Genomic DNA, 16,833 nt, shown 5'->3' on the forward strand with positions numbered 1-16,833 from the left:
CACCCGCATGACCGAGTTCAAGGACGTCGAACGCGAGCTCGCCGGCTTCCGCCGCCGGCTGGTCGTGGTCGGCCTGGTCGTGCTGCTGGCCTTCGCCGGCCTGTTCGCGCGGCTGGTGGTGCTGCAGGTCGGGCGCCATGAGGACCTGCGCGCGCAGGCCGAGCGCAACCGCACGGCCATCGTGCCGGTGGCGCCCACGCGCGGCCACATCCTGGACCGCAATGGCGTGGTGCTGGCCAGCAATTACTCGGCCTACACGCTGGAGATCACGCCGTCCAAGGTCGGCCCGCTGGAGCCGGCCATCGATGCGTTGTCCGAGGTCATCGAGATCACGCCGCGCGACCGCCGGCGCTTTCGCAAGCTGCTGGACGAATCGCGCAACTTCGAGTCGCTGCCGATCCGCACGCGGCTGTCCGACGAGGAGGTGGCGCGCTTCGCGGCCCAGCGCTACCGCTTCCCGGGCATGGACATCAAGGCACGGCTGTTCCGCCACTACCCGCAGGGCGAGCTCGGGGCCCACGTGATCGGTTACATCGGACGCATCAACGCCGCCGAGAAAACGCGTCTGGAGGAAACCGACGACGAGGGCAACTACAAGGGCACGGAGTACATCGGCAAACTCGGCATCGAACAGAGCTACGAGGCCGAACTGCACGGCAAGACGGGCGTGGAGCAGATCGAGACCTCGGCCGGTGGCCGCGCCGTGCGGCGCCTGGCCAGCAGCAAGGCAACGCCGGGCAACACCGTGGTGCTGTCCATCGACGCGCGGTTGCAAAAGCTCGTCGAAGACCTGTACGGCGAGCGCCGTGGCGCGCTGGTGGCGCTGGATCCCAAGACCGGCGAGGTGCTGGCCTTCGTCAGCAAGCCGACCTACGACCCCAACCTGTTCGTCGAAGGCATCGACCAGGAAAGCTGGACCGCGCTCAGCGAGTCGCTGGCCCGGCCGTTGCTGAACCGCGCCTTGCGCGGCACCTACCCGCCGGGCTCGACCTACAAGCCCTTCATGGGCCTGGCCGCGCTGGAGACCGGCAAGCGCCGGCCCGGCGACATCACCAACGATGGCGGCTCCTGGACCTTCGGCGGCCACACCTACCGCAGCCACGGCGACGGCGGCCTGGGTGCGGTGGACTTGCACCGCAGCATCGTCAAGTCGAGCAACGTCTACTACTACTCCCTGGCCAACGACATGGGCGTGGACGCCATCCACGATTTCATGGTGCCGCTGACCTTCGGCCAGCTCACGGGCCTGGACATCAACGGCGAGGTGCGCGGCGTGCTGCCCAGCCAGGCCTGGAAGCGCAAGGCCTACCGCCGGCCCGAGCACCAGAAGTGGTATGCGGGCGAGACCATCTCGCTGGGCATCGGCCAGGGCTACAACACCTTCACCATGCTGCAGCTGGCGCAGGCCACGGCCATCCTGGCCAACAACGGCATCAAGCACCGGCCGCACCTGGCGCTGGCCGTGGAGGACAGCGTGACCGGCGAGCGCCGCCCGGTGGTGCGCGAGCCCGGCGTGAACCTCAACTACAAGCCCGAGAACGTGGCGATCATCCGGCGCGCGCTGGTCGGTGTGACCCAGGAGGGCACGGCCACGCGCGTGTTCTCCGGCGCTGCCTACCTGTCGGGCGGCAAGACCGGCACGGCCCAGGCCGTGACCATCGGTCAGAAGAGCAAGTACAACGCCGCCGCATTGGCCGAATACCAGCGCGACCACGCGCTGTACATGGCCTTCGCGCCGGCCGACAAGCCCACGATCGCGCTGGCGCTCATCGTCGAGAACGCAGGCTGGGGGGCCGAAGCCGCCGCGCCCATCGCGCGCCGTGTATTCGATTTCTGGGTGGCCGGCCTGTACCCCAGCGAGGCTGACCTGGCCCATGTTCGTGCCGGCAAGGGTGGCCCGCCGGTGGGCAAGCCGCGGCCCATCGCCGAGGTGCCCGACCTGCCGGCGCCGCCGAGCGTGGGCGCGTCGATGGCCGATGCGGCTGCGCCCGGCCCGGTGCAACTGGCGCAGACGCCGGTGCCGGCCATTGCCCGCTGATGCCCTGTTCCAGGCGCCTGTTCCAGACGGTACAGGCGAAAAAAAACGCCGCAGATGCGGCGTTTTGAAGTTGGAAACATCTCGTACGGATGCCTGAGTGATGTGCTTGACTTGTTGGAATGTCTCCTCGGACCTCTCGTATCCAGTCGACAAGGCCGCCGGACAACATCAAGGACTTTAGGACAATTTGTTCAGGGCGCGACTCGGGATTTACCCTGCGTCAGTTTGCCGTCAGCGCATGCGGCCTGGTTTCGGCGCCACTGCCGAAGCTCAGCTGCTGCTCGGCCATGAAGTCGCTGAGGCTGTAGTCGTCGGCACGTTCGTGTTGCGCGGCTTCGGCCTCGCGGCGCTGGGCCAGGGCCAGCAGCGACTTCAGCGCCATGGCCGTGCCCGGATCGAGGGCGCGTTCGCATTCGCGCAGGGCCTGTGCCAGGTCGTCGGCCACCAGGTGGGCCTTGGCAGGGTTGCGGTAGTCCAGCGCGCGCGTGAGCCGCTGCACGACGCGGCGCGTCGGCAGGAACCTGCTGCGCGCGAACTCGGGGCTCAGGCGGCTCAGCAGCAACGACAGGCCGCCCGCGGCGATCTGCATCTGCGTGAGCCCGGCGTCCTGCGTGATGCGGGGCAGCAGCAGCTCGGTGTTCCAGGGGCTTTCTTGTTGCAGCAGGGGCGAATCCATGGCCGCCGATTCTCGGGGGGCGGCGGACGGCGCAAACCCGCCGCCAAGCGGGCAAAGGCCTGGCTTTTGCAGGCTTCGCTGGTTCAGCGCTGCTGCAGGTGGCCGAGCGGCAGCGCGCTGCTCTCCTTGACTTCGCCCAGCGAGAAGCTGGTGTGCAGGTCCTTCACGTTGGGCAGGTTGATCAACACTTCGCGCGCGAACTGCGCGAAGCTGTCCAGATCGCGCGAGACCACCTGCAGTTCGAAGGTGCCGGCGCCGCTGATGTAGTGGCAGGACACGACCTCGGGCAGCTTGCGGATCGCGTCTTCGAGTTCGCGTGTGACGTTGCCGTTGTTGCGGTCGGCGTCCAGCCGCACGAAGGCCAGCACCCCCAGGCCGATGCGGCGCCGGTCGATCTCGGCGTGGTAGCCCTTGATGAAGCCGGCGTCTTCCAGCGCCTTCACACGGCGCCAGCAGGGCGCGGCCGACAGGCCCACGCGCTGGGCCAGTTCGGCGTTGCTGAGCCGGCCGTCGGCCTGCAGTTCTTGCAGGATCGCGCGGTCGAACTTGTCGAGTGTTTCCATGAAGGTCAATTTACAGCAAGAAGCTTTCTGAAATGGCCGAAATCAAGGAAGCAAAAGCAAGGACATATCTGCGCCATCTCCCTACACTGTCCGGCAGAACCAGTGCCGGCCGCCACGACGCGCCGGCGTCACTTTCCGGAGACCCCCACGATGAACGCACCGCTGCCCGAGCACATCCGCAAGGCGCTAGAGACCGTCACGCTCGACGACAAGTACAGCCTGGACCACGGCCGCGCCTTCATGAGCGGCGTGCAGGCCCTGGTCAAGCTGCCCATGCTGCAGCGCCTGCGCGATGCGCAGGTGGGCAAGAACACCGCCGGCTTCATCAGCGGCTACCGTGGGTCGCCGCTGGGCGGCTACGACCAGGCGCTCTGGAAGGCCAGCAAGTACCTCAAGGCGCAGAACATCGTGTTCCAGCCCGGCGTGAACGAGGAGCTGGCGGCCACGGCGCTGTGGGGCACGCAGCAGCTGGGCTTCTCCCCGCCGGGCACCAACAAGTTCGACGGCGTGTTCGGCATCTGGTACGGCAAGGGACCGGGCGTGGACCGCTGCTCGGACGTGTTCAAGCACGCCAACATGGCCGGCACCACGCCCTGGGGCGGTGTGATCGCGGTGGCCGGCGACGACCATGTCTCCAAGAGCTCGACCGCCGCGCACCAGAGCGACCACATCTTCAAGGCCTGCGGCCTGCCGGTGTTCTTCCCGACGAACGTGCAGGAGATCCTGGACCTGGGGCTGCACGCCTTCGCCATGAGCCGCTTCTCGGGCGTGTGGGCCGGCATGAAGACCATCCAGGAGATCGTCGAGTCCAGCGCCACGGCGATGATCGACCCGGACCGGGTGCAGATCCGCCTTCCCACCGACTTCGAGATGCCGCCCGGCGGCGTGCACATCCGCTGGCCCGACCATGCGCTCGAGCAGGAGGCCCGGCTGTTCCACTACAAGTGGTACGCCGCGCTGGCCTACATCCGCGCCAACCGGCTCAACCACAACGTGATCGAGGGCCCGAATGACCGCTACGGCCTGATCGCCAGCGGCAAGGCCTACAACGACACCCGCCAGGCCCTGCTCGACCTGGGCCTGGACGACGCCACCTGCCGCCAGCTCGGCATCCGGCTGCACAAGGTGGGCGTGGTCTGGCCACTGGAAGCCCAGCTCACGCGCGATTTCGCCACCGGCCTGCAGGAGATCCTGGTGGTGGAGGAAAAGCGCCAGGTCATCGAATACCAGCTCAAGGAAGAGCTGTACAACTGGCGCTCCGATGTGCGACCCAATGTGCTCGGCAAGTTCAACGAGGTCGAAGGCGACTTCTCGGGCGGCGAATGGTCCATGGCCAACCCCACGGCCAACACCTTGCTGCGCGCCAATGCCGACCTCTCGCCCGCGCTGATCGCCAAGGCGCTGGCCCAGCGGCTGCAGAAGACCGGCGTGCTGGCGGCCGGCGGGGCCGACATGGTGGCGCGCGTGGACGCGCAGCTGGCCATCCTGGAGGCCAAGGAACGTTCCATGCAAAAGCTGGAGCTGGGCGGCGTGCAGGGCGCCGACCGGCTGCCCTGGTTCTGCTCGGGCTGCCCGCACAACACCTCCACCAAGGTGCCCGAGGGTTCGCGCGCCATGGGCGGCATCGGCTGCCATTTCATGGCCACCTGGATGGACCGCTCGACCATCGGATTCACCCAGATGGGCGGCGAGGGCGTGCCCTGGGTCGGCCAGCAGCCGTTCACGACCGACCAGCACATCTTCGCCAACCTGGGCGACGGCACCTACTTCCACAGCGGCCTGCTGGCGATCCGCCAGTCCATCGCGGCCGGCGTCAACATCACCTACAAGATCCTCTACAACGACGCGGTGGCCATGACCGGTGGCCAGCAGGTGGGCGAGCGGCCGGAAGGCCATTCGGTGCTGCAGATCGCCGAGAGCCTGCATGCGGAAGGCGCCAAGAAGGTCGTGGTCGTGACCGACGAGCCCGAGAAATACCAGGGCGTGGCGATCCCGGGCGACCAGGTCACCGTGCACCACCGCGACCGGCTGGACGAGATCCAGCGCGAGTTCCGCGCCATTGCGGGCACCACGGCCATCATCTACGACCAGACCTGCGCCACCGAGAAGCGCCGCCGCCGCAAGCGCGGCACCGCGGTGGATCCGGCCAAGCGCGTGGTCATCAACGAACTCGTCTGCGAGGGCTGCGGCGACTGCAGCGTGCAATCCAACTGCCTGTCGGTGGAACCGCTGGAGACCGAGTTCGGCCGCAAGCGCCAGATCAACCAGAGCAGCTGCAACAAGGACATGAGCTGCCTCAAGGGCTTCTGCCCGAGCTTCGTGACCGTGGAGGGCGGCAAGCTCAAGGGCAAGTCCAAGGCGCAGGCACCGTCACCGTTCGATCTGGGCCCGCTGCCCGAGCCGCAGCTGCCGGCGCTGACGGGCACCTGGGGCATCGTGGTCGCCGGTGTCGGCGGCACCGGCGTCATCACGATCGGCCAGCTGCTGGGCGTGGCTGCCCACCTGGAGGGCAAGGGCATCGTCACGCAGGACGCGGCAGGCCTGGCGCAAAAGGGCGGCGCCACCTGGAGCCATGTGCTGATCGGTCCGCAGCAGGACGACATCCGCACCACGCGCGTGTCCATGGCCGCGGCCGACCTCATCCTCGGCTGCGACCCGCTGGTGACGGCGGGCAAGGAATCCACCATGCGCATGCGCGAGGGCCGCACGCATGTGGCGCTCAACGTGCACGGCGCGCCCACGGCCGCCTTCGTCAAGAACACCGAGTGGCAGAACCCGGCCGAGGCCTGCGCGGCCGAACTCGCGCAGATCGTGGGCGAGGCCGGCCTGGGCCGCTTCGACGCCGACGCCGCCGCCACCCGGCTCATGGGCGACACCATCTACGTGAACCCCATGATGCTGGGCTATGCCTGGCAGAAGGGCTGGATTCCGCTGGCCTTCGATTCGCTGATGCGCGCGATCGAACTCAACGCCGTGGCCGTGGAGCAGAACAAGGCCGCCTTCGCCTGGGGCCGCCGCGCGGCCGCCGAGCCGGCGGCGATGGAGCAACTGCTGGCCGGTGGCAGCGCCAAGGTGCAGGTCATCGACTTCAAGAAGCGCGAGACGCTGGACCAGCTCGTCGCGCGCCGCGTGGAGTTCCTGACCGGTTACCAGAACGCCGCCTACGCCGCCGAGTACCAGGCCTTCGTGGAGAAGGTGCGCGCGCGCGAGCAGGCCATGGGTGCGCCCAAACACCTGCCGCTCAGCGAGGCCGTGGCGCGCTACCTGTTCAAGCTCATGGCCTACAAGGACGAGTACGAGGTCGCGCGGCTGCACAGCGACCCGGCCTTCCTGGCCCGCGTGCACGGCATGTTCGAGGGCGACTACACGATCAATTACCACCTGGCGCCGCCCATGACGGCGAAGAAGAACGCCAAGGGCGAGCTGCAAAAGCGCAAGTACGGCCCGTCCATGCTGACCGGCTTCAAACTGCTGGCCAAACTCAAGGGCCTGCGCGGCACGGCGCTGGACGTGTTCGGCCGCACCGAGGAGCGCCGCACCGAGCGGGCGCTGATCCGGGAGTACCGCGCCAGCATCGAGGAGGTGCTGGCCGGCCTGAACGCCGCCAACCACGCCGTCGCGCTGGACATCGCGCGCATCCCCGAGCAGATCAAGGGCTATGGCCATGTGAAGGAACGCAACCTGGCGCAGGCACGCCAGAAGTGGGCCCAGCTGCAGGCGGCTTTCCGCGACCCGGCCGGCCAGGCGCGCGCCGCCTGAAACCCTGTGCCCCGCCGGCCTTACGCCGGCTGGGGCCTGTCGCCCCGCCCTCTGGCGCGCGGCATACAATCCCGTGTTTTTCGCCTGCTCCGTGCGTTTGCTGCGCGCGGCGTTGCGCGCATTCGCGCGCTTTTCGATCTTTGCATTCCTCGTCTGGAGACGCTTCGTGCTGATTTCTTCCGCCTTTGCCCAAACCGCGCCTGCTGCAGCTTCCGGTGGTGGCGACCTGATGTCGTCGCTGGGCAGCATGCTGCCGCTGCTGCTGATGTTCGTGGTGCTGTACTTCATCATGATCCGCCCGCAGATGAAGAAGCAGAAGGAACACCGCGCGATGATCGACGCGCTGGCCAAGGGCGACGAGATCGCCACCGCCGGTGGTCTGATCGGTCGCGTCACCAAGCTGGGCGAGGGTTCGCTGAGCATGGAGATCGCCAACGGTGTCGAGGTGCAGTTGCAGCGCCACGCCGTGGTGCAGGTGCTGCCCAAGGGCACCATCAAGTAAAGACGTCGTTTCCCGTTGAAAGGCGCCTTGCGGGGCGCGGCCGATCATGAACCGTTATCCGGTATGGAAGTACGTGACCATCGTGGTCGTGCTGCTTCTGGGGCTGATCTACGCCCTGCCCAATTTCTTCGGCGAAGCGCCGGCCGTGCAGGTCTCTGCCGGCAAGGCCAGCGTGAAGGTGGATGCGAGCACGCGTGAGCGCGTCGAGCAGATCCTCAAGGAAGCGGGCACCACGCCCGACCTGGTGTCGCTGGACGGCAGCTCCGTGCGCGCGCGCTTCGCGACGCCGGACGAGCAGCTCAAGGCGCGCGACGCGCTGCAGCGCGCGCTGGTGCCCGATGCGGCCGACCCGTCCTACGTCGTCGCGCTGAACCTGGTGTCGCGCTCGCCGGCCTGGCTGGCCGCGCTAAACGCCCATCCCATGTACCTGGGCCTGGACCTGCGCGGCGGCGTGGACTTCCTGCTGCAGGTCGACATGAAGGGCGCCATCGACAAGCGCGCCGAATCCTTCGCCGGCGACCTGCGCACGGCGCTGCGCGACAAGAACATCCGGGGTGCCTCGGTCAACCGCAGCGGCCAGAACGTGGAAATCACCTTCCGCGACGCCCAGGCGCTGGAAGCCGCCCGCCGCGTGGTGCAGGACCAGTTCCCCGATCTGTCCACCACCGACAGCCAGGATGGCAACACCTGGAAGATGGTGGCCAGCATCAAGCCCGAGGCTGCGCGCCGCCTGCAGGACGCCGCGCTCAAGCAGAACATCACCACGCTGCACAACCGGATCAACGAACTCGGCGTGGCCGAGCCCGTGATCCAGCAGCAGGGCCTGGAGCGCATCGTGGTCCAGCTGCCCGGCGTGCAGGACACGGCCAAGGCCAAGGACATCCTCGGCCGCACGGCCACGCTGGAGGTGCGCCTGGTCGACGAGAGCACCGAGGCGCGCAGCGCCGAGACCGGCACCGGCCCCGTGCCCTTCGGCTCCGAACGCTACCCGGACCGCGCCGGCCAGAACGTCATCGTCAAGCGTCAGGTGGTGCTGACCGGCGAGAACCTGACCGACGCCCAGCCCGGCTTCGACAGCCAGACCCACCAGCCTACCGTCAACCTGACGCTGGACGCCAAGGGCGCCCGCATCTTCAAGGACGTCACGCGCGAGAACATCAACAAGCGCATGGCCATCATCCTGTTCGAGAAGGGCCGCGGCGAAGTCGTCACGGCACCCGTGATCCGCAGCGAGATCGCCGGCGGCCGTGTGCAGATCTCCGGCAGCATGACCACCACCGAGGCCAACGACACGGCGCTGCTGCTGCGCGCCGGCTCGCTGGCCGCGCCCATGGAGATCATCCAGGAACGCACCATCGGCCCGAGCCTGGGCGCCGACAACATCAGCAAGGGCTTCAACAGCGTGCTGTACGGCTTCCTGGCCATCATGGTCTTCATGTGCGCCTACTACGCGCTGTTCGGCGTGTTCTCGTCGATCGCGCTGGCCTTCAACCTGCTGCTGCTGGTGGCCGTGCTGTCCATGCTGCAGGCCACGCTCACCTTGCCCGGCATCGCGGCCATGGCGCTGGCCATCGGCGTGGCGATCGACTCCAACGTGCTGATCAACGAGCGCGTACGCGAGGAACTGCGCAACGGTGCCTCGCCGCAGGCCGCCATCCATGCCGGCTACGACCGCGCCTGGGGCACCATCCTGGACTCCAACGTGACCACGCTGATCGCCGGCGTCGCGCTGCTGGCCTTCGGCTCCGGCCCGATTCGCGGCTTCGCCGTGGTGCACTGCCTGGGCATCGTGACCTCGATGTTCTCGGCCGTGTTCTTCTCGCGCGCACTGGTCAACCTCTGGTATGGCCGGCAGAAGAAGCTCAAGAGCGTGTCCATCGGCACCGTCTGGCGTCCCGAGAAGGATGCATTGGCCGTGCAAGCCAAGTAAGCGGGAGCGCTAGCCATGGAATTTTTCCGCATCCACAAGACCATCCCGTTCATGCGCCATGCCCTGGTGCTGAACATCGTGTCCTTCGTCACCTTCGCGCTGGCGGTGTTCTTCCTGTTCCACCGCGGGCTGCACCTGTCGGTGGAGTTCACGGGCGGCACCGTGATGGAGGTGGCCTACGAGCAGTCCGCCGACATCGGCAAGGTGCGCGAGAGCCTCGGCGCGCTGGGCTATTCCGAAGTGCTGGTACAGGCCTACGGTTCCTCGCGCGACGTGCAGATCCGCCTGCCCGCGCGCAAGGACATGAACGCCACGCAGCAGAGCGACCAGGTGATGCAGGCGCTCAAGGCCGGCGACCCCGGCGTGAGCCTGCGCGGCGTGGAGTTCGTCGGTCCGCAGGTCGGCGAGGAGCTCACCACCAACGGCCTGAAGGCGCTGGCCATGGTGGTGGTCGGCATCATGGTCTACCTGGCGTTCCGCTTCGAGTGGAAGTTCGCCGTGGCCACCGTGTTCGCCAACCTGCATGACGTGGTCATCATCCTGGGCTTCTTCGCCTTCTTCCAGTGGGAGTTCTCGCTGGCGGTGCTGGCGGCCGTGCTGGCGGTGCTGGGCTACTCGGTCAACGAGTCGGTCGTGATCTTCGACCGCGTGCGCGAGAACTTCCGGCGCTACCGCAAGCTCTCCACGCAGGAGGTGATCGACTCGGCCATCACCAGCACCATCAGCCGGACCATCATCACCCACGGCTCGACGCAGCTCGTGGTGCTGTCCATGTTCTTCTTCGGCGGCCCCACGCTGCACTACTTCGCGCTGGCCCTCACGATCGGCATCTGCTTCGGCATCTACTCGTCGTGCTTCGTCGCGGCGGCGATCGCCATGTGGCTGGGCGTCAAGCGCGAGGACCTGGTGAAAGTCACCAAGAAGGACGAAGATCCGAACGACCCCAACGCGGGTGCCGTCGTCTGAGGACAGCCAACGAACGTCCATGGCCACCACCGCCAACCCCGACCATCCGCTCGCCCGGCGCACGCGCCAGCATTTCGTGGCCGAACTCAGCCGGCGGCTGGGCGAGGTCGGTGTCGCGGTCAAGGAGCGCCTGACGCAGGCGCTGGAGCAGGTCAGTTCGGTGCGCGAGATGCAGGAGCGGCGCGACGCCTGGACCCTGTTCCAGAGCCATGGCCGCGCCTGGGAAGAGGCCGTGGCCGCGGCCTGGCAGCGTGCCGCGCGGGCCGATCCGGCGGCCGTGCCCTCCAAGCCGGTGCCGCCGGTGCTCGAGCTCTCGCTGGTCGGCGACGATGTGGTCGAGAACAAGATCCTGGCCTCGCGGCTCGCGCTGGCGCTGCAGGAACGCGTGGGCGGGCCGCTGTCCGAGCTGCGCGTGCGCGTGCAGCAGCTCGAGAAAAGCGATGAGCTGGCGCCGGACGACGTGCTGCGGCCCGAGACGCTGATGCGGCTGCTGATCGAGCAATGGCTGGCCTCCCGGCTGCCGCGCGCCAGCCTGCTGCTCGTGGTCGAGGCCTTGCAGCGCGAGCTGGCCGCGCATCTGCTGGATGCCTGCAAGTCCTGTGAAGCCCTGCTGGTGTCCGCGGGCGTGCAGACCGATGGCGAGACCAAGTACCGCGTGCGCCTGACGCAGATGTCCGGATCGTCGCCAGGGCAGCCCGCGGCCCAGTTGCAGCGCGAGGCGCCGACCGGGCGGGACGCGCTGGAGCACGCATTTCCCGATGCGGTGCGCCGCGGCCCCGACACCGCGCAGCCGCTGGCGCGGGACGACGGCCAACGCAACCGCCACCTGGCCGACGGCCAGATGGTGGCCGCGATGTCGCCGCTGGCGCGTGCGCGCCGCCGCGCCCAGGGCGTGCTGGGCCAGCTGCGCCGCGTGCTGAGCGAGCAGACCGCCGGCATCTTCGAGGCCACGGCCAAGCAGGAGATCACGCCGACGCTGGCCAACGCGCTGCAACACAGCCAGAGCCTGGTCGACCCGGACATGCTGATCGGCGACACCGAGTCGTCCGACGGTGTGGCCTACACCCAGGCCAGCGTGGTCCGCGTGGCTGGCGTGCTGCGCGAGCGCTCCAACGAACTCAAGAAGAAGGCCTCCACCGACGGCGAGAGGGCCACGATCGAGATCGTGGCGTTGATGTTCCAGAGCATCCTGGCCGAGGAGCGCATTCCGGCAGCCGTGCGCGTGTGGTTCGCGCGGCTGCAGCTGCCGGTGCTGCGCGTGGCGCTGGCCGAGCCCGAGTTCTTCGGCACGCTGAACCATCCGGCGCGCCAGCTGATCGACCGCATGGGCTCGTGCGCGCTGGGCTTCGATGCCCACGCCATCAGCGGCAGCGCGCTGGAGGCCGAGATCCGGCGCGTGGTGCAGGTCATCGAGCAGTACCCGGAGACGGGCCGGCGTGTGTTCCAGCTGGTCTACGACGAATTCCAGAAGTTCCTGTCCAAGTACCTGACCGAGAAGGGCGCGGCCTCCAAGGTGGTCAGCGTCGCGCAGCAGGTCGAGCAGAAGGAGACGCTCGCGATCCAGTACACGATCGAGCTGCGCGACATGCTCAAGGACATGCCGGTGCGCGACGAGGTGCGCGAGTTCCTGTTCAAGGTCTGGGCCGAAGTGCTGGCCATGGCGGCCGTGCGCAAGGGCCCGCAGGACGAGGAGACCGTGGCCTTCAAGCGCTCGGCCGCCGACCTGGTCTGGGCCGCGAGCGCCAAGCCCAACCGGGCCGACCGCGCGCGCGTGATCCAGAGCCTGCCGGCGCTGCTGCAGCGCCTGCGCCAGGGCATGACGCTGCTCGGCTTGAGTTCGCCCGTGCAGGAAGGCCACATCAAGCGCATCAGCGACACGCTGGCCGACGCTTTCATGTCCAAGACCGAGGCCATTCCGCAGGCGCGCATCGACATGATGGCCCAGCGCCTGGCCAACCTGGAGGACTTCGTCAGCGACGAGAGCATGGGCGACCTGCCACTGGACGCCGACAGCATCGAGCTCATGCTGGGCATCGATGCCTCGTCCATCGACGTGATTCCCGACGCCGGCGCCAAGCCCAGCGAGGCCATGCTGGCCTGGGCGCACGAGCTGCAGCTGGGCCACTGGTTCACGCTGGACCACAACCAGAAGATCAGCCAGGTGCAGCTGGCCTGGCGCAGCGAGCGCAAGCAGCTGTTCCTGTTCGCGGCCATGGACGGCCGCAGCACCTTGATCCAGGCCAAGCGCCTGGCGGCCTACCTGCAGGCCGGCCTGCTGATCCCGCAGGAGGAAGAAGCGCTCACGCTGCGCGCCACGCGCCAGGCGCTCGAGAAGCTGGACGCCAACCCGGGGCGGCTGCTGGCGGTTTGAGCGGCCGGCTCAGTGCGCCAGGCGCGCCGAGGTGTCCTGCGAGAGTTCGTCGAGCACCAGCGCATCGGGCTCGGTGCCGCTGCTCCAGTACACCATCAGCACGATCATCTTGAACTCGGGCAGCGCCACCGGCGCGCCAGGGGCGGCCATCGCGCGGTCCACCACGAGTTCGCGCTGCGCGGCCGGCAGCACACCGGCACCTTCGAGCAGTTGCATGAACCCCAGGCACTCAGCGCCCAGGTGTTCGCATTCGGCGGGGGTGTAGACGCGCATGGCCGTGCTGGGCGGCAGCGCCTCGTGCACGGTGCCCACGCGCAGGCCGCTGAGCCAGTCCAGCGCCTGGCTGATCTCCTCGGCCTCGAAACCCACGGCGCTGAGCTTGCGCCCCAGCTGCTGCGGTTCGGGGCAGGCATCGCCGCGCCAGTAGTTTTCGTAGACGTAAGCGAGCACTTCGAACATGGGCCCAATATAGCGCAGCCGCCTGGCAGATCTGTCAGGCGGCCACGAAGCGCTGGAACAGCGCGCCGGGCAGGCGCACGATGCGGCCCTCCAGCTCCAGCTCGAGCAGGCGGGCCTGCAGGCGCGCGGTCGGCAGGCCGGTGCGGGCCGCCAGTGCATCCAGGCCCATGGGGTCGAAGCCGATGTGGGCCAGCACGTCGTCGTCGGGTGGGGCCTCGGCCGGTGTGGGGGCGGCGGGCGCTGCGGCCGCCGGACCGAATTCCTCGAGCACGTCCTCGATCCGGGTGACCAGCTTGGCGCCCTGCTGGATCAGCTGGTGGCAACCGCCGGCCTGCGGCGCATGGATGGAACCCGGGATCGCGAACACCTCCTTGCCCTGTTCCACGGCCAGCCGTGCCGTGATCAGCGAGCCCGAGCGCAGCGCGGCCTCCACCACCAGCGTGCCGCGGCTGAGTCCGGCGATCAGGCGGTTGCGGCGCGGAAAGTTGGCCGCCAGCGGCGGCGTGCCGAGCGGGTACTCGGACAGCAGCATGCCGCGCGCCGCGATGGCGCGGGCCAGCGCGAGATGGGCCTTGGGATAGACGCTGTCCAGACCGGTGCCGACGACCGCCACGGTGGCGAGGCCGGGCGCCTCGTCGGCCATGCCTTCGAGCGCGCCCTCGTGCGCCGCACCGTCCACGCCCAGCGCCAGGCCGGAGACGACGGTCCAGCCGGCGGCGGCCGCGCCGCGCGCGAACTGCCGCGCATGGGCCATGCCCTGGGGCGTGGGCTTGCGGCTGCCGACGATGGCCAGGCCGCGGCCGCCAGGCGCCACGAACTGTGGCCAGCGCACGAAGTTGCCGGCGGCATACAGCAGCAACGGCGGATCGGCCATGTGCAGCAGCGTGGCGGGGTAGTCGTTCTGGCCGGGCACCAGCACGCGGCGCTGCTCGGGCCGTTGCTGCAGCCACTGCCAGGTCTTCTCCAGCAGTTCGGCGTGGCCGGGCGGTGGCGCAGCCAGGTGCCGAAGCTGGCGCGTGTTGACCACCTGGGCGAGCACGGCGGCGTCCTGCTCGAACACCGCCTGTGGCGTGCCGAACGCCGTCAACAACCGGCGCGCGCTGTCGTTGCCGATCTCCGGCGTGCCCAGCAGCCGGAGCCAGTGGCCGAGCTCGCTGCGCTCCATCGCCCGTGCTCCGGGAAGAAGGCCCTCAGCGTGGCGAGACCAGCCGGTCGCCGACCTTGACGCCGCTCTGGATGTCCAGGATCAGGCCGTAGGACACGCGCTCGAAGGTGCGGAACACCATCAGCATGCCGTTGGTCTCGTCGGGCAGCTTGAGCATGGCCTTGGCCGGATCGGTGCTGTCCGGCAGGCGCCCGCCGTCGCTGAGCAGCGTGAGCACGTGGCCGCGCTCCAGGCCGTCGCGCGTGCCCTTGTTGATGGCCACCACCTGGCTCTGTGCCGCGTTGGTGTTGGAGATGCCGCTGCTGCCGTAGATCGACACCACGCGGCCATCGATGGGGCCGGAGGGGGCATGCGGTACGTAGCGCGTCAGTGCGGGCGGCGGTTCGGGCAGCAGGCGGTCGCCCACGCGGATGTCTTCCTTGGACACCAGGATGTCCATGGACGCGGGCACCACCTCCACGGTGGTCTTGCCGTCCTGGTCGGTGATCTCGCGCGTGCCCTCGCCCTGCAGCAGCAGGGCCTTGCCGAGGTAATAGGCCTCGTAGCCCAGCACTTCGCCGGACACCGGGTCCTTGAGCGGCACGGCGTTGCGCACGACGCGGAAGGCCGGCTGGGTGCCCGGCACGGGCGCCAGCGGGAACTCCACCGAGCCGCGGGCGTAGGCGCGGTCGCCCTTGGCCAGCATGACGCGCTGCTCGCGCGTGGCCACGATGCGCGGCGCGTTCTGCAGTGTGTTTTCCTCGACCACCAGCGATTCGGTCAGGAAGGGCTCGATGGCGCTGGGCGACAGCGTGGGCAGTGCGCTGTCGGCCAGCGAGGTCGAGCGCACGCGCGGCGACACCCGCACCGTGGCCAGGCCGTCGGCACCGGGCGCGCGCAGGCTCAGCGTGGCGCGGTCGCCGCTCCTGTGCAGGAACAGCTGCTGGCCCGGGTAGATCAGGTGCGGGTTGCGGATCTCCTGCAGGTTCATGCCCCACAACTCGGGCCAGCGCCAGGGCCGCGCCAGGAACAGGCCGGAGATGCCCCACAGCGTGTCGCCGCTCTTGACCGTGTAGCTGTCCGGCGCGTTGGGCGCCAGCTCCGACAGCGCCACGCCGCGCTGTGCCACCTGGGTGGCGGTGCCGCGCTGTGCAGGGGTGACCGGCAGATTCTGGGCATGGGCGGGCGCGGCCAGCAGGGCGGTCGCGGCGGCCAGCGCGGCGATTCCCAGGCTGTGGTTGGTCATGCGTTGCACCGGAAACATCCTTTGAGCGAAGCGTGATGGTGGCCGCGCCGTTCGGAAATCGCGCGAAAGATCCCAATCAATTGTGCGCGTGAGCCCCTGATCGGACAACGATTATTGCCCCGGCCGTCCAGGCGCCCCGCCAAAAGTGGCGAAAATAGCCACAACTCCGACCTCAGCGTTTCCATGGCCCTGCTCCCGATTCTTCAATTCCCTGACGCCAGGCTGCACAAGGTGGCCAAGCCGGTGGCGGCCGTGGACGACCGCATCAAGGCCTTGCTGGCCGACATGCTGGAAACCATGTACGACGCCAAGGGCATCGGCCTGGCCGCCACCCAGGTCGACGTGCACGAGCGCGTGATCGTGATCGACGTGTCCGAAGAGCGCGACCAGCCGCTGGTGCTGATCAACCCCGAGATCACCTGGGCCAGTCCGGAACGCGAGATCGGCGAAGAGGGTTGCCTGTCGGTCCCCGGCATCTACGACGGCGTCGAGCGCGCCAGCCGCATCCGCGTGCAGGCCCTGGATGGCGAGGGCCAGTCCCGCAGCATCGAGGCCGAGGGCCTGCTGGCCGTCTGCATCCAGCACGAGATGGACCACCTGCTGGGCAAGGTCTTCGTCGAGTACCTGTCGCCGCTCAAGCGCAACCGCATCAAGACCAAGATGCTCAAGGCCCAGCGCGACCTGGCGCGCGACGCGGCCTGAGCCCATGCTGCGCCTGCTTGCCGCCATGCTGCCTTTGCTGCTGGCGGCCTGCGCCAGCGTGCAGCCCGGCATGACGCGTGAACAGGTGCTCTCGTCCTGGGGCCAGCCCACGCGCAGCGTGGCCTTGCGCGACGGCCAGCGCCTGCAGTACTCCCAGCAGCCGTCGGGCCAGCGGGTCTTCATGGTCGACCTCGACGCCGCGGGCCAGGTGCGCAGCGTGCGCCAGGTCATGACGCGCAGCGCGTTCGCGCGCATCGCCACCGATGGCTCGTGGAGCCGCGCCGATGTCGAGCGCGAGTTCGGCCCCGCGCCCGACAACGAGCGCGTGGCCAGCTGGAACGGCCCCATCCTGACCTACCGCTGGCGCGAAGGCATGATCGACCTGTACTACTGGGTTTACCTGGACTCCGCCGGCGTGGTGCGCCGTGCCCACGAGGGCGTGGACTGGCGCAACATGCGGCACACCATCAACTGATC

The 16,833-nt window shown here is 68.7% G+C and carries 13 protein-coding genes; 8 read left to right on the forward strand and 5 right to left on the reverse strand.

Features of this window, described 5'->3' with window-relative positions; genetic code table 11:
* Positions 1–7: 7 nt before the first annotated feature.
* Positions 8–2,038, forward strand: a complete 2,031-nt coding sequence (gene mrdA / locus IE209_RS08800; protein WP_189686584.1) for a penicillin-binding protein 2 — start codon at positions 8–10, stop codon at positions 2,036–2,038.
* Positions 2,039–2,258: 220 nt separating this feature from the next.
* Here the strand turns inward: mrdA and IE209_RS08805 are convergent, their stop codons facing one another.
* Together IE209_RS08805 and IE209_RS08810 are read right to left on the reverse strand one after the other, a co-directional pair.
* Positions 2,259–2,714, reverse strand: a complete 456-nt coding sequence (locus IE209_RS08805) for a hypothetical protein (protein ID WP_189686585.1) — start codon at positions 2,712–2,714, stop codon at positions 2,259–2,261.
* A gap of 83 nt (positions 2,715–2,797) precedes the next feature.
* Entirely contained in the window at positions 2,798–3,277 is a 480-nt protein-coding gene (locus tag IE209_RS08810; RefSeq protein WP_189686586.1) for an Lrp/AsnC family transcriptional regulator, read from the reverse strand.
* Positions 3,278–3,427: 150 nt separating this feature from the next.
* Here IE209_RS08810 and IE209_RS08815 point away from each other — a divergent pair, with 150 nt between their 5' ends.
* The 5 genes from IE209_RS08815 (at position 3,428) to IE209_RS08835 (ending at position 12,805) form a co-directional block, all read left to right on the forward strand.
* Entirely contained in the window at positions 3,428–7,036 is a 3,609-nt protein-coding gene (locus IE209_RS08815) for an indolepyruvate ferredoxin oxidoreductase family protein (RefSeq protein ID WP_189686587.1), read from the forward strand.
* 166 nt (positions 7,037–7,202) lie between these two features.
* Positions 7,203–7,538 carry a preprotein translocase subunit YajC gene (gene yajC, locus IE209_RS08820; RefSeq protein ID WP_145548832.1) on the forward strand — a complete coding sequence of 112 codons (336 nt, stop codon included), beginning with the start codon at positions 7,203–7,205 and terminating at the stop codon, positions 7,536–7,538.
* A gap of 46 nt (positions 7,539–7,584) precedes the next feature.
* The gene (gene secD, locus IE209_RS08825) at positions 7,585–9,468 is read left to right on the forward strand and encodes a protein translocase subunit SecD (protein WP_189686588.1); all 1,884 of its coding nucleotides are present in this window, start codon (positions 7,585–7,587) and stop codon (positions 9,466–9,468) included.
* 15 nt (positions 9,469–9,483) lie between these two features.
* Positions 9,484–10,434: a protein translocase subunit SecF gene (secF, locus tag IE209_RS08830; RefSeq protein WP_189686589.1), complete on the forward strand. Its 951-nt coding sequence runs from the start codon at positions 9,484–9,486 to the stop codon at positions 10,432–10,434.
* A 19-nt stretch (positions 10,435–10,453) separates the two neighbouring features.
* The gene (locus tag IE209_RS08835; protein WP_189686590.1) at positions 10,454–12,805 is read left to right on the forward strand and encodes a DUF1631 family protein; all 2,352 of its coding nucleotides are present in this window, start codon (positions 10,454–10,456) and stop codon (positions 12,803–12,805) included.
* 9 nt (positions 12,806–12,814) lie between these two features.
* Here IE209_RS08835 and IE209_RS08840 read toward each other — a convergent pair whose 3' ends face one another.
* From IE209_RS08840 to IE209_RS08850, 3 genes are read right to left on the reverse strand one after another with little or no spacing between them, the layout of a single operon-like run.
* Complete coding sequence (locus tag IE209_RS08840) at positions 12,815–13,264, reverse strand: Smg family protein (protein ID WP_189686591.1); 450 nt, start codon at positions 13,262–13,264, stop codon at positions 12,815–12,817.
* Between the two features lie 34 nt (positions 13,265–13,298).
* On the reverse strand, positions 13,299–14,429 hold the full coding sequence (gene dprA, locus IE209_RS08845) for a DNA-processing protein DprA (RefSeq protein WP_189686592.1): 1,131 nt from the start codon (positions 14,427–14,429) through the stop codon (positions 13,299–13,301).
* Between the two features lie 25 nt (positions 14,430–14,454).
* Complete coding sequence (locus IE209_RS08850) at positions 14,455–15,654, reverse strand: LysM peptidoglycan-binding domain-containing protein (protein ID WP_189686593.1); 1,200 nt, start codon at positions 15,652–15,654, stop codon at positions 14,455–14,457.
* 183 nt (positions 15,655–15,837) lie between these two features.
* Here IE209_RS08850 and def point away from each other — a divergent pair, with 183 nt between their 5' ends.
* The gene (gene def / locus IE209_RS08855) at positions 15,838–16,356 is read left to right on the forward strand and encodes a peptide deformylase (RefSeq protein WP_189686594.1); all 519 of its coding nucleotides are present in this window, start codon (positions 15,838–15,840) and stop codon (positions 16,354–16,356) included.
* Between the two features lie 4 nt (positions 16,357–16,360).
* Positions 16,361–16,831: an outer membrane protein assembly factor BamE domain-containing protein gene (gene bamE, locus IE209_RS08860; RefSeq protein ID WP_189686595.1), complete on the forward strand. Its 471-nt coding sequence runs from the start codon at positions 16,361–16,363 to the stop codon at positions 16,829–16,831.
* Positions 16,832–16,833: the final 2 nt, after the last annotated feature.

The organism is Pseudorhodoferax aquiterrae (genome assembly GCF_014652235.1).
GTDB classification, from domain to species: domain Bacteria; phylum Pseudomonadota; class Gammaproteobacteria; order Burkholderiales; family Burkholderiaceae_C; genus Pseudorhodoferax; species Pseudorhodoferax aquiterrae.

What these genes read in the sequence shown, in the direction of transcription:
- mrdA (WP_189686584.1), top strand. Translation starts at nt 8, where the DNA reads ATGACCGAGTTCAAGGACGTCGAACGCGAGCTCGCCGGCTTCCGCCGC.
- IE209_RS08805 (WP_189686585.1), bottom strand. Translation starts at nt 2,714, where the DNA reads ATGGATTCGCCCCTGCTGCAACAAGAAAGCCCCTGGAACACCGAGCTG.
- IE209_RS08810 (WP_189686586.1), bottom strand. Translation starts at nt 3,277, where the DNA reads ATGGAAACACTCGACAAGTTCGACCGCGCGATCCTGCAAGAACTGCAG.
- IE209_RS08815 (WP_189686587.1), top strand. Translation starts at nt 3,428, where the DNA reads ATGAACGCACCGCTGCCCGAGCACATCCGCAAGGCGCTAGAGACCGTC.
- secD (WP_189686588.1), top strand. Translation starts at nt 7,585, where the DNA reads ATGAACCGTTATCCGGTATGGAAGTACGTGACCATCGTGGTCGTGCTG.
- secF (WP_189686589.1), top strand. Translation starts at nt 9,484, where the DNA reads ATGGAATTTTTCCGCATCCACAAGACCATCCCGTTCATGCGCCATGCC.
- IE209_RS08835 (WP_189686590.1), top strand. Translation starts at nt 10,454, where the DNA reads ATGGCCACCACCGCCAACCCCGACCATCCGCTCGCCCGGCGCACGCGC.
- IE209_RS08840 (WP_189686591.1), bottom strand. Translation starts at nt 13,264, where the DNA reads ATGTTCGAAGTGCTCGCTTACGTCTACGAAAACTACTGGCGCGGCGAT.
- dprA (WP_189686592.1), bottom strand. Translation starts at nt 14,429, where the DNA reads ATGGAGCGCAGCGAGCTCGGCCACTGGCTCCGGCTGCTGGGCACGCCG.
- IE209_RS08850 (WP_189686593.1), bottom strand. Translation starts at nt 15,654, where the DNA reads ATGACCAACCACAGCCTGGGAATCGCCGCGCTGGCCGCCGCGACCGCC.
- def (WP_189686594.1), top strand. Translation starts at nt 15,838, where the DNA reads ATGGCCCTGCTCCCGATTCTTCAATTCCCTGACGCCAGGCTGCACAAG.
- bamE (WP_189686595.1), top strand. Translation starts at nt 16,361, where the DNA reads ATGCTGCGCCTGCTTGCCGCCATGCTGCCTTTGCTGCTGGCGGCCTGC.